Origin of the sequence: Amycolatopsis sp. YIM 10 (assembly GCF_009429145.1) — a bacterium.
Classification (GTDB): domain Bacteria; phylum Actinomycetota; class Actinomycetes; order Mycobacteriales; family Pseudonocardiaceae; genus Amycolatopsis.
Genome location: NZ_CP045480.1, coordinates 6982323 through 6994839 on the forward strand (window position 1 = coordinate 6982323; position 12517 = coordinate 6994839).

At 69.4% G+C, this 12517-nt stretch carries 11 protein-coding genes; 7 read left to right on the plus strand and 4 right to left on the minus strand.

Going from position 1 to position 12517, the window contains the following annotated elements; all coding sequences use genetic code 11:
* Window positions 1-452: 452 nt before the first annotated feature.
* On the minus strand, window positions 453-1661 hold the full coding sequence (locus tag YIM_RS32835; RefSeq protein ID WP_153034011.1) for a serine hydrolase: 1209 nt from the start codon (window positions 1659-1661) through the stop codon (window positions 453-455).
* Between the two features lie 276 nt (window positions 1662-1937).
* Between YIM_RS32835 and YIM_RS32840 the strand changes: the two genes are divergently transcribed.
* Both YIM_RS32840 and YIM_RS32845 read left to right on the plus strand, forming a co-directional pair.
* The gene (locus tag YIM_RS32840; protein WP_153034012.1) at window positions 1938-2693 is read left to right on the plus strand and encodes a bifunctional 2-polyprenyl-6-hydroxyphenol methylase/3-demethylubiquinol 3-O-methyltransferase UbiG; all 756 of its coding nucleotides are present in this window, start codon (window positions 1938-1940) and stop codon (window positions 2691-2693) included.
* 392 nt (window positions 2694-3085) lie between these two features.
* On the plus strand, window positions 3086-5404 hold the full coding sequence (locus tag YIM_RS32845) for a beta-L-arabinofuranosidase domain-containing protein (protein ID WP_153034013.1): 2319 nt from the start codon (window positions 3086-3088) through the stop codon (window positions 5402-5404).
* 34 nt (window positions 5405-5438) lie between these two features.
* On the opposite strand, the gene YIM_RS32850 is transcribed toward YIM_RS32845, so the two are convergent.
* The 3 genes from YIM_RS32850 to YIM_RS32860 are packed head-to-tail and all read right to left on the minus strand — an operon-like array spanning window position 5439 to window position 8281.
* A complete protein-coding gene (locus YIM_RS32850; RefSeq protein ID WP_153034014.1) occupies window positions 5439-7052 on the minus strand; it encodes a phosphoenolpyruvate--protein phosphotransferase in 1614 nt (537 codons plus the stop codon).
* A 12-nt stretch (window positions 7053-7064) separates the two neighbouring features.
* Window positions 7065-8018, minus strand: a complete 954-nt coding sequence (locus YIM_RS32855) for a sugar-binding transcriptional regulator (protein WP_153034015.1) — start codon at window positions 8016-8018, stop codon at window positions 7065-7067.
* Window positions 8018-8281, minus strand: coding sequence for an HPr family phosphocarrier protein (locus YIM_RS32860; protein ID WP_153034016.1), 264 nt, complete (start codon window positions 8279-8281; stop codon window positions 8018-8020). Before YIM_RS32860 ends, YIM_RS32855 begins: the two co-directional genes overlap by 1 nt.
* A 130-nt stretch (window positions 8282-8411) precedes the next feature.
* Here YIM_RS32860 and YIM_RS32865 point away from each other — a divergent pair, with 130 nt between their 5' ends.
* From YIM_RS32865 to YIM_RS32885, 5 genes are all read left to right on the plus strand, one after another.
* Window positions 8412-9044 (plus strand): PTS glucitol/sorbitol transporter subunit IIC, encoded by a 633-nt coding sequence (locus tag YIM_RS32865; protein WP_228004157.1) that lies wholly within the window; start codon window positions 8412-8414, stop codon window positions 9042-9044.
* Window positions 9041-10075, plus strand: a complete 1035-nt coding sequence (locus YIM_RS32870) for a PTS glucitol/sorbitol transporter subunit IIB (RefSeq protein WP_153034017.1) — start codon at window positions 9041-9043, stop codon at window positions 10073-10075. The genes YIM_RS32865 and YIM_RS32870 overlap by 4 nt, the downstream gene beginning before the upstream one ends.
* A gap of 195 nt (window positions 10076-10270) precedes the next feature.
* Entirely contained in the window at window positions 10271-10642 is a 372-nt protein-coding gene (locus YIM_RS32875) for a PTS glucitol/sorbitol transporter subunit IIA (RefSeq protein ID WP_153034018.1), read from the plus strand.
* Entirely contained in the window at window positions 10639-11028 is a 390-nt protein-coding gene (locus tag YIM_RS32880; RefSeq protein ID WP_153034019.1) for a transcriptional regulator GutM, read from the plus strand. The genes YIM_RS32875 and YIM_RS32880 overlap by 4 nt, the downstream gene beginning before the upstream one ends.
* Window positions 11029-11208: 180 nt before the next feature.
* A complete protein-coding gene (locus YIM_RS32885; RefSeq protein ID WP_153034020.1) occupies window positions 11209-12510 on the plus strand; it encodes an NAD(P)H-dependent oxidoreductase in 1302 nt (433 codons plus the stop codon).
* Window positions 12511-12517: the final 7 nt, after the last annotated feature.

Sequence of the window (12517 nt, forward strand, 5' to 3'; positions counted from 1 at the left end):
CTGTGCCCCCGCCGTCTGCTGCCCTTCCGCACCACCATCCGACGGCTTGGCATCCGGCTCATGCTCCTCACCCGACGCCGACGCCGTTCCCCCAGCCGGCTCGGCCCCCGACTCCGCAACCTTCTCGGGGGCCGCACCGCCGGCGTCACCGCTCGCTGTCCCACCTCCGGCGTCAGTCTTTGCCGAGCTTGTGTCCGACGCGGCCGGCGTTGAAGCCTCACCGGCCGGAGCGCCGCCGCTTGACTCGGGCGACGGCGCGGCAGTACCCGCGCCGGCAGCATCTTCCGCCATTCGACGACCCCCTTTGGTGGCCAAGAGCTTGCTGTGGCCAATACTGCACACCCGACAACGCCGACAACGAGCGACGACAGCTTCCGGCCAAACACCGACCGGTGCCTCCAGTTCCGTCGCGGAGCTTTGCCAAACGTTCCGAGAGGAAGCAGAAGCTCCGCCTACCCGCCGCAGAACACGACGTCGAGGAGCTTCTTCAGTTCCGCGGGGAAGACTTCGGCTTGGTTGATCGGGGCGTCACCGGTGGTGATGGAGGCGGTCATGGTCTTGCTGCCGTCGGGCGTGCTGTACATCAGCGCGCCGTAACCGTTGTTGCTGCCGTTGTGGTTGAGCACGGGTCCGGCGCAGTCCGCGCCGGTGTCCAGTACGTATTGCCCGAGGCCGTAGCGGCCGAAGAACCCGGCGCTGTCGGGGTGCGTCTCGCGCATCTCGGCGAGCAACGGGGCCGGAACCAGTTCACCCTTTTGCAGCGCGGAGAAGAACTTGTGGAGGTCCTCGGTGGTGGAGATCATCTCACCGGCGGCGGAGATCCAGGACGGGTTCTGGCGGGTGACGTCGATGGTCTTCCACTGGCCGTCGTCGAGGTAGCGGTAGTAGGCGTGGGCGTACGGCGAGGGCATTCCGGACCAGGCGCCGGGTACCACGGTGTCCGCGAGCCCGAGTGGCTGGAAGATCCGCCGCTTCATCTCCTCGCCGTAGGGACGGCCGGTGATCTTCTCGATCAGGAGTTTGGCCAGCACGTAGTTGGTGTTGGAGTAGCTCCAGCTCGTGCCCGGGGCGAACCTCGGCGGCCCGGTCAGCGCCAGCCGCACCAGGTCCTCCGGCTGGTGGGTGTGGAACCGGTTGGCCACCCATTCCTCGCCCTGCCAGGGGATTCCGGGCACGACCGGGTCGGCGACGAAGTCGGGCAGCCCGCTGGTGTGCCCGAGCAGCATCCGCACGGTGATCTCCGGGTTCAGCCCGAACCCGGGCAGGTGGCCGGCCACCGGGCTGTCCAGCCCGAGCTTGCCGTCGGCCACGAGTTGCAGCACCAGGGTCGCGACGAAGGTCTTGGTGGTGCTGCCGATCCGGAAGTGCCCGTTCGTCGGCGGCTTGGCGGTTCCGCCCAGCTTGCGCACCCCGGCACTGCCGGCCCATTCGCCCCGCTCGTCGTGCACGCGCAGCTGGATCCCGGCGTAACCGGCGTCGACGAACTCCTGGATCGCCTGCCGCAGCTCCGGGCGATCATGCGCCGCGGTGGCCCGCGGTGCGGCCACCACGGTGGAGGTGGCCACTCCGGTCAGCACCGCGACCGCCAGCGCCGTTCGCCGGAAGCCCCGCCGCAACGAGGCCTTGTTCCTGGTTGAGGTGTTCCTGGTTGACGTGTTCATGACGACCACGATCAACCGGCGCACTGACACCGCGCAGCCACCGCGCTGACACGGTGTTCCCACCTCGGAACAGGACACGGTGGCGACCGCCGGGCAGAAGCGAAAAGCCGTTCACCGGCCCGGGGTGTCGCTGTTAGTCTCGAGGGAACCGCGAACGTGGAGGAAGCCATGGCTGCCCGGGACCTCTCACCGGGCCACCACCGCGAGGCTGTCTGACGCCTCCGGCCGCCCGGTGTCATCGACCAGGAAATCCGATGCACCGCAGGGAGCTTTCTGATGTCCGGAATACCTTCATCCACCTGGTACGTGGACTTCTTCACCGAACTGCCCAACGAGTTCTGGCGACGCGCCGTGCCGCCAGGGGCCACCGTCGATGAGATCGATTTCGCCGAAAGACGCCTCGGTCTCGCGCCGCGCTCGCGGGTTCTGGACGTGCCGTGCGGCAGCGGGCGGCACAGCCTCGAACTCGCCAGGCGCGGGCACCGGGTGACCGGTGTCGACCTGTCCGCCGAAGCGATCCGGCACGCCCGGCGCGCTGCCGTCGGGCTCGACATCGAACTCGTTCGCGCCGACATGCGGGAGATCCCGCGGGACAACGAGTTCGACGCCGTGGTGTGCCTCGGCAACAGCTTCGGTTACCTCGAACTCGACGGCCTGCGAGAGTTCGCCGTCGCGCTGGGCGGGGCTGTCCGGCCGGGCGGCGGACTGGTCGTCGACTTCGCCTCGGCGGCCGAGTCGATCCTGCCCGGCTACCTGGCCGAGCCGCGGACCATCCGGACCGGCGACATCACCGTTCTCGCGACCAGCGAGTACGACGTCGCCGGGAGCCGGACGTTCAGCCACTACCGGTTCACCCGCGGCGAAGAGGAGGCCGAACTGACCGCGATCCACCACGTGTACACGGTGGCGCAGATCATCGACCTCCTGTCCGGCAACGGGTTCACCGATTTCGAGCTGTTCGGCGGCACGGGCGGCGAACCCTACGGGATCGGGAGCCGGCGACTCCTGCTCACCGCGCACCGAATGTCCTGAGTGGACGCTCCGGCCGGGCGACCACCCGGCCGGAGTTCCGGTGGCGGGTGGCCCGGCTTCGGCCATGTCCCACCCGCCGAACATGGGGCCGATCACCGCGGTGATCCGCTCGGCAGGTTGGCGCGGTTGGTCAGTACCGCGTCCGGGTGCACACAACGCCAGGTCAGCGGCGTGTGGTCAATCTCGACCCGCCTGGCGAACGGCTTGCTCGGCGGCCGGACCGGTGGGCGGCAAAGGTTCCGAACCCGTGCCGCGCCTTGACTGCCACGGTGTTGCCGTCGACTCTGGTTTCCGGCCGTGGCGAGGCGTCATGGCCGACCTTGCGTTGTCCACAATGGACGTGCGCCCGCGGCGCCGACGCGAAGTTGTCCAGATCATCGAAGGGGTGCGGGATGTCTTCCTCGTTCAGCCGGCGGCGACTTCTGCAAGCCACCGGAGCCGCGGCGGTCGCCTCGGCCGCGGGGTACTACGTCAGCGGCTCGCCCGCCCACGCGGCGATCGCCCCGGTCAGGCCGGACCTCGGCGTGTCCGCGCATCCCTTCCAGCTCGGCCAGGTACGGCTGACCGCGAGCCGGTGGCTGGACAACCAGAACCGCACCGTGAACTACCTGCGGTCGGTCAACGTCGACCGGTTGCTGTACAACTTCCGCGCCAACCACCGGCTGTCCACCAACGGCGCCGCCGCCAACGGCGGCTGGGACGCGCCGACGTTCCCCTTCCGCACCCACATGCAGGGCCATTTCCTCTCGGCCTGGGCGCAGGTGTACGCCGTGACAGGGGACACCACCTGCCGGGACAAGGCCAACTACATGGTCGCGGAGTTGGCCAAGTGCCAAGCCAACAACGGTGCCGCCGGGTTCAACAGCGGGTACCTGTCCGGCTTCGCCGAGGCCGACTTCACCGCGCTGGAGGCGCGGACCCTGAACAACGGCAACGTGCCGTACTACTGCATCCACAAGACGATGGCCGGTCTGCTGGACGTGTGGCGCCTCATGGAAAGCACGCAGGCGCGCGACGTGCTGTTGCGGCTGGCGGGCTGGGTCGACTGGCGCACCGGCAGGCTGACCCTCCAGCAGATGCAGACCATGATGCAGACGGAGTTCGGTGGCATGAACGCCGTGCTGGCCGACCTGTACCAGCAGACCGGCGACTCGCGCTGGCTCACCGCCGCCCAGCGGTTCGACCACGCCGCGGTGTTCAACCCGCTCGCGGCCAACCAGGACCAGCTCAACGGACTGCACGCCAACACGCAGGTGCCGAAATGGATCGGCGCCGCCCGGGAGTACAAGGCCACCGGCACCACCCGCTACCGGGACATCGCAGGCAACGCCTGGAACATCTGCGTCGGCGCGCACACCTATGTCATCGGCGGCAACAGCCAGGCCGAGCACTTCCGGCCGCCCAACGCCATCGCCGGTTACCTCAACAAGGACACCTGCGAAAGCTGCAACACCTACAACATGCTCAAGCTCACCAGGGAGCTGTTCGCGCTGGACCCCGGCCGGGTCCAGCTGTTCGACTACTACGAGCGGGCGTGGCTGAACCAGATGATCGGCCAGCAGAACCCGGCCGACGCCCACGGGCACGTCACCTACTTCACCCCGCTCAACCCGGGAGGCCGCCGCGGGGTGGGACCGGCGTGGGGCGGCGGCACGTGGAGCACCGACTACGACTCCTTCTGGTGCTGCCAGGGCACGGGCCTGGAGATGCACACCGCGCTGATGGACTCCATCTACTTCCACGACGACACGACGCTGATCGTGAACATGTTCCTGCCGTCGGTGCTCAACTGGTCGCAGCGCGGGATCACGGTCACGCAGACCACGTCGTATCCGGTCGGTGACACGACCACCCTGCAGGTCACCGGCAATGTCAGCGGGACGTGGCCGATGCGTCTCCGCATCCCGGGCTGGACCACCGGGGCCACCATCAGCGTCAACGGTGCGGTCCAGGACATCACCACCACACCGGGCAGTTACGCCACCCTCACCCGCTCGTGGAGCTCCGGCGACACGGTCGCCCTCCAGCTGCCGATGCGAATCATCATGCGGCCGGCCAACGACAACCCGAACGTCGCCGCGGTCACCTACGGCCCGACGGTGCTGTCCGGGAACTACGGGAACACCTCGCTCAACTCCCTGCCGGCGCTGAACACCGCTTCGATCACCAGGACCAGCAACAGCTCGCTCGCCTTCACCGCCACCGCGAACGGCTCCACCGTCAACCTGGGCCCCTTCTACGACGCCCACGGCCACAACTACACGGTCTACTGGAACACCAGCGGTCAGAGCGGCGGCACTTCCCGGCTGGTCAACGTGGGCAGCGGTCTGGTGCTGGGCATCCAGGACATGTCAACGGCCGACGGTGGCCGCGCGCTGCAGTGGCAGGACTCGGGCACCGCGGACCACAACTGGGAGGTCATCGCCGACGGCAACGCGGTCCGCTTCCGCAACGCCAACAGCGGCAAGGTGCTCGGCGTACGGGACATGTCCACAGCGGACAACGCACACGTCCTGCAGTGGTCGGACAACGGCACCGCCGATCACCGGTGGACGCTGCTCGACCAGGGAGACGGGACGTACAAGATCCGCAACGTGCACAGCGGCAAGCTGCTCGGCATCGAAAACAACTCCACCGGTGTGGGCGCGTTCGCGGTCCAGGACTCCGACAACGGAACCGCCGACAACCGTTGGCGCATCATGGGCAACTAGGCAGGCCTCTGACGTTCCGGGCTGATGGCGCGGATCAGGCTGGTGCGTCCTTCCGGTGTGCCAGTGCGTCGCGGGCTTGCGCTTCGCAGTCGGCCAGGGTGGCGGTCGCCAGGCTCGCGCCGACCGCCTTGATCGCCGCCGCGTTCATCGACAGGCTCGTCACGCCGAGACCGACCAGGACCCGGGCCAGGCGCGGGTCCGCGGCGGCTTCTCCGCAGACACCGACCGGCTTGCCCGCCGCTCGCCCGGCCTCCCCGATCAGCTCGATCAACCGGAGCAGCGCGGGCAGCCACGGGTCGTTCAACGCCGCCACCGCACCGAGTTGCCGATCCGCGGCGAAGGTGTACTGCGCGAGATCGTTGGTGCCGACCGAAACGAAGTCGACCACGTCCAGGATCTCCCCGGCCGCCAGCGCGGCGGCGGGCACTTCGATCATCACCCCGGTCCGGCTGATCCCGGCGGATCGGGCCCGCTTCGCGAACCACTCCGCCTCCTGTGCGGTGGCCACCATCGGTGCCATCACCGACACCTCGGCACCGGAATCGGCGGCGGCCGCGGCGATCGCTTCGAGCTGGCGCTCCAGCACGCCCGGCCGCTCGAAGGCGACGCGCAGGCCGCGCACGCCCAGTGCGGGGTTCGGTTCGGGTTCCGGGGCGAGGAAGGCCAACGGCTTGTCCGCTCCGGCATCGAGCGTGCGCACCACCACGGGCTTACCGGCGAACGGGCCCAAGACCGCCGCGTAGGCCGCCCGTTGCTCGGCGACACCCGGTTCGCCGGGTGCGTCCAGGAAACAGAACTCGGTGCGGAACAGCCCGACGCCCTCGGCACCGGCCGCCACCGCGGCACGAGCGTCCGATGTGGACCCCACGTTGCCGAGAACCTTGACACGATGCCGATCCGCGGTCGAGCCCACGCCGTTCCAATCGGCGCTCACCGGCCGGACGGCGGTCACCACGGGCGCACGCGGGTCGGCGCGCTCGACGTACCCGGTGTCGCCGTCGACGAGCAGTGCGCCGGCGTCGAATTCCAGCAGTCCCCGCACGGCGACAACGGCGGGAATGCCGAGTGCCCGCGCGAGGATCGCGGTGTGGCTGGTCGGCCCGCCCTGCTCGGTCACCAGTGCGAGCACCTTGGCGGGGTCGAGCCCGGCGGTGTCGGCCGGGGCGAGGTCGCGGGCGACCAGCACGCTCGGCGACGGCAGGTCCGGCACGCCCGGAGGCGCGGCGCCGAGCAGTTCGGCGACGATGCGGTCCCGCACGTCCTCGATGTCGCGCACCCGTTCGGCGAGATATCCGCCCGCGGCGGCAAGTGACCGGGCGAAGCCACCCGCGGCGTCGTGGACGGCTCGCGGTGCGGGCAGTTCTTCGACGGTGACCAGCCGTTCCGCTTCGCGGATCAGTGCCGGATCGGTCGCCATCGCGGCGGTGGTGGTGAGGATTTCGGCCGCCTCGCCATGCGAGGTGGCGGCGAGTTCTTCGAGCCGTCGCGCGACGATCGCCGCGGCGGGCTCGATGCGTGCGGCATCGGCCGCCGGATCGACCGGAGGCGGCGTGCGCGGGGGTTCGCCGAGCGGTTCGGCGACCCGGACGACGGGGCCGCCCGCCCGTCCCGGGCTCACCGCGACCCCGGACAGCCTCGTTTCCGGCATGTGCGACACCTTTCAGGCGGAAGCGTTGCCCAGCAACGCGTTGGCGAGCAACTGGTCGCAGATCAGCACGTCGAGCACGCCGGTGCGCAGCGCGCCGAGGGTGCCGCGTGCCTTCTCGGTGCCGGCCGCGACACCGGCCACCGTGGGAATGCCTGCCAGGTCCGCGAGCGTGGTGCTGAGCACCCTGTCGTCCACCGGCCCCGGCACCGGTCTGCCGTCGGCGTCGAAGAACCGGGCGCAGAAATCCCCCACCGGGCCGAGGTTCTCGAATTCGCGGTGCTCGTCCGGCGTCAGTTCCAGCGCCTTCACCAGTGCCGCCGACGACCCCACGCCGAAGCTGCCGATGCCGACCACCGCGACGTGCGCCCGCCGCGCCTGCTCCAGGATGGCCCTGATGGACGGTTCCGCGAGCAGCACGTCCCTGCCACCTTTGGAGGTCAGCAGCGCGGGCGCGTGCAGCCGCTGGAACCGGCCGCCGAGCCGGGCCGCCAGTTCGCGGACGAGTTCCTCCCCCGCGATCACCGATTCGACCGCCGACAGCCCGCCCACCAGCGGCAGCACTTCGACGTCGAGCGCGCTCTCCTCCGGCACGTGCTGGACCACCGCGTGCACGCTGTGGCCCCAGGACACGCCCACCCGCTGTCCGGAGTGGAGGTTGTCCAGCAGCCAGCGCGCGCCGAGGTCGCCGACCCGGGGCAGCGGCCGCTCGCCCGAGGCGTTCTCCGCGACCCGGCAGTCGCGCAGCCCGAACCGCGCGGTGAGTTCGCCTTCCAGCTCCAGATCCCGGCCGGCCGGGTCGTTGATGCGGATCTGCACGATGCCGCGTTCCCTGGCCGCCGCCAGCATCCGCGACACGCTGGAGCGGCTCACGCCCAGTGTGTCGGCGACCTGGTTCTGCGACTGCCCCTGCTCGTAGTACAGCCGGGCGGCCTTGACCAGCAACTGCTGTTCCCTGGTCGGCGGCATCACACGTCCACAGTGGACACAAGCAGGGATAGTTCGGTGAGCGTTTCCTCGGCGTTGTCGCCGTCCGCCCGGATCACCACCTCCTCCCCGTGGCCGATCGCGAGGCTCAGCACGGAAAGCATGCTGCGGGCGTCGACGGGATCGGCGCCGGGCCTGCCGATCGAAACGGCGCCGTCGTGCCGCGCGGCCGCCTTGACGAACAGGCTCGCCGGGCGCGCGTGCAGCCCCACCGGCGAGGCGATCCGGGCTTTGATCTCAGGCATGTCGCTCCTTCGCGTCGGGGGTTGAACCCACGGGACCGGCATGTTACACACATCACTGTCAAACGTGAAGACCACGTGCACAAATGTGCAGATCGCGTTGCCGCAGGGGGCCGCGACAAGGAGGAAAACCATGGAGCTTGCTGTAATGGCGCAGCAGGCGGACACCGAGTCCGGGTCCGGTCCCCTCGGTGTCCTGGAGTGGCTCGGCAGCCACTTCATCGGGCTGTTCACCGCCTCCGGCGAGCAGTTCGTGAGCCTGGTGACCGGCATCCTGCCCACGCTGATCGTGCTGCTGACCGCGATGTACGCGCTCACCACGTTCATCGGCGAGCAGCGCGTGACCCGAGCGGTGCGCTGGTCGGCCCGCTGGTGGATCACCCGCTACACGATCATGCCGATCCTGGCCGTGCTCATGCTGACCAATCCGATGGCCTACTCGTTCGGCCGATTCCTGCCCGAGCGGCACAAACCGGCCTTCTACGACTCGACGGTGTCCTTTGTGCACCCGGTGACCACCTTCTTCCCGTACGCCAACGCCGGTGAGCTTTTTGTCTGGCTCGGGGTGGCGAACGGCGTGACCCAGCTCGGGCAGTCGACGGTGCCGCTGGCGCTGCGGTACTTCCTGGTCGGCATCCTGATCATCTTCATCCGCGGTGTGGTGACCGAGCGGATCACCGCGTTCATGATCAAGCGGACCGGGCGCACCGAGGTGTTCGCGGACTTCGACCGGCAGTTCGAAGCGGCCAAGGGAGCGGCGAAATGACCGAGACGCACGTTTCCCGCAAGGTGTTCGTCCGGCCAGGTGACGGCGGCTGGGGCAAGGGCCTGCTGCTGCGCGTCGACGGCAAGCGCGACAAGGTGCTGTCGGTGACCGGTGGCGGCATCCACCCGGTGGCGGCCAGGATCGCCGAACTGACCGGCGCGGAGGCCGTCGACGGCTTCCACACCACCGTGCCCGACGACGAGGTGGTCGCCGCGGTGATCAACTGCGGTGGCACGGCACGGATCGGCGTCTACCCGCGCAAGGGAATCCCGACCGTGGACGTCTACGCCGGCGCGCCGGGCGGGCCGCTGGCGAAGTTCATCACCGAGGAACTCTTCGTCTCGGCGGTCGGGGTCAAGGAGGTGGTTGAGTCCGAAAGCGACAGGCCTGCCGCGACCGATGAACCACCGAAGGTGCCGCCACGGGACGAACGCCCGTCGGCCAGGGAGGTCGCGGCGACGGTGACCGGTGGCTCCTCGACCGGATTCGGGCGGGTGTTCGACGCGGTGTCCGGGGTGTTCGTGAAGTTCGGTTCGGGCGTCGGGTCCTTTGTGAACACGATGCTGTCCTCGGGACGCCAGACCGTCGAACTGACGCTCACCACGATCCTGCCGTTCATGGCCTACGTCAGCCTGCTGCTGGGTTTTGTGCACTACACCGGGATCGCCACGGGGATCGCCAACGTGCTCTCCCCGATCGCGAGCAATCCGCTGGGCCTGGTGGCGCTCTCGCTGGTGGTCTCGCTGCCGTTCCTCTCCCCCATCCTCGGCCCGGGCGCGGCCATCGCGCAGGTGGTCGGCACGCTGATGGGCAGTCAGATCGCGATCGGCGCGCTGCCGGTGCAGTACGCGCTGCCCACCCTGTTCGCGATCAACGGGCAGGTCGGCTGCGACTTCATCCCGGTAGGACTGGCACTCGGCGAGGCGAAACCGGAAACCGTCGCGGTCGGCACGCCCGCCGTCCTGCTCAGCCGGTTGATCACGGCCCCGCTCGCGGTCATCATCGCCTGGGGCGCGAGCTTCGGACTCTAAGCGGTGGAGCCGCTTGCCGTGGGCCGGCAACCGGCACCGCGGCGGGTTCTCAGGCGTCTTCTCGCGAGGACAGCTTCACCCGTGGTGAATTGGTATTCATGAGGTGGAGCTCCCGGAACGAGAAGACGACTGAGGTTCCGCCACCCGCACCGCCACGCAAGACACTTTCAAACATTCGCTAGTTAGGTGAGGCGCATGACTGTCTATTACGAAAGCACGATCCTGCGAGCCGGTGAGGAAGCGCGGGACATGGTCGACGGTGGCGTGCTGATCCTGTACGCCGACCCGATCCCGGACGCGCTGGAAAGCGTCAGCGTGGTGCACTCCCCCACCGGCAAGCCGGAACGGGAAGTGCGGGCGGGCGACATCTTCCGCATCGGCGAAGCGGAGATCGAGCTGGTCGCGGTCGGCGAGCGCGCCGACGAGAACCTGCGCACGCTCGGGCACATCGTCGTCTACCTCAACCCGGACGAGGGCACGACCCTGCTGCCGGGCGCGGTGCACGGCCGGGGACCCGCGTCCCTGCCCACCGCCGGCGCCAAGCTGTCGCTGAGCGGGCAGCCATGACCTGGCAGGCGGCGGCCATCATGGTGGGCGGGTTCGTGGTGGCGGGCTTCTTCAGCTACCGCCAGCACCTGCGCTACGCCCGGGTGATCAACCAGGTCGCGGCCGAGGAGAACCGCGCGGGCGTGCTGCTGGTGACCGGCCGGGCCAAGGGCTGGCGGCGTGGCGCGGTGGTCCTGCTGGTGGTCGATCGGCGGCAGGACTCGGTGACCAGGGCGCTGGCCATGGAAGGCGCCTCGGTGTTCGCCCGGTTCCGCGAGCGGCCGGAACTCAACGGGCCGCTCGGCACCCTCGCCGAGCGCGCTCGGTCCAAGGCCGTGGCCAAGGCGGCGGCCGAGGCGCTGGCGATGAAGTCCCGGCTGACCGCGGGACATCGAACCGCCGCCTGAACCGTCCATTCCGGAAAAGGGCCTGCTCTCTTCGAACGAGAAGAGCAGGCCCTTTTCTCGCTCCCTCGTGCACAAATGTGCAGATAAGCCGAAGTCTTGTGCAGTTCAACACCCACGTGGTACCAAGAAATCACTGAAGTGCAGATGAATTGCACAAATGTGCAGACGGAAGGTGTCGGGATGAGTTACGTCGATCGCCTGCGGGCCCGGATGAGTGAACTGGGCCGGCCGGTGCGCATCGGGCTGGTGGGCGCCGGTCAGATGGGACTGGGTTTTGTCGTGCAGGCCGCCCGGATCGACGGCATGGAGGTCGCCGCGATCGCCGACATCGCACCGGAACGGGGGGTGCGTGCCTTCGAGCGCGCCGGTCGCGGCGACGTGGCCACCGGCGGCGACCTGGCCGACGCGGTGGGGCGGGGACGGCCCGTGGTGGTCGACGACGCGCTTGCGCTGACCCGCCTGCCGGTGGACGTGATCGTCGACGCCAGCGGCGTGCCCGAGGTCGGCGCGCAGGTCGCGTTCGCGGGCCTGCTGGCGGGCAAGGACATCGCGATGCTCAATGTGGAATGTGATGTCACGGTGGGCCTGCTGCTGGCGAAGGTGGCCGCCGGTCTCGGACGCGTCTACACCGTCTGCCGGGGCGACGAGCCCGTGGAGTGCAAGGCGCTGGTCGACTACGCGCGGGACATCGGCTTCACCGTCGTGTGCGCCGGGAAGGGCAAGAACAACCCGCTGAACCCCGCCGCCACGCCGGATTCGGTCGCGGCGGAGGCCGCGGCGAAGGGCATGAACCCGCACATGCTCGCCAGCTTCGTCGACGGTTCGAAGACGATGATCGAGATGGCCGCGCTGGCCAACGGCGTCGACCTCAAGGTGGGCCGGCGTGGCATGACCGGCCCGTATTCCACTGTGGACGATCTGAACAGGATCTTCCGCCCGGAGTCCGCCGGTGGGCAGCTGACCGAGCCGGGGGTCGTCGACTACTGCACCGGACCGGTGGCGCCGGGAGTTTTTGTGGTCGGCCACAGCGACGATCCTGTGGTCGTCGAGGAAATGGCCTACCTCGGAATGGGGCCGGGCCCGTACTACACCTTCTACCGGCCCTACCACCTCGCGAGCGTCGAAGCGCCGCTGTCCGTCGCGGAGGCGGTGCTCGACCGCACGCCCAGCCTCGCCCCGGTGGCGTGGAACGCGGAGGTGCTGGCCGTGGCGAAACGGGACCTGGCGGCCGGTGAACTGGTCGACGGCATCGGTGGCGAGACCGTCTACGGCATCACCGATTCGGCCGAGGCGGCGCGCGCGGGTGACCACGTCCCGCTCGGCCTCGTCAGCGGTGCCCGCGTGCTGCGCGACGTGCCCGCCGGCACGGTGCTGACGTCGGCGGACGTCGCCATCGACGAAACCACCACGATCGCGTCCCTGCGGCGCCTGCAGGAGCGGCTCCTGCTGGGCGAGCCCGCGCGGGACCTGATCCCGGCCTGACGGAGAC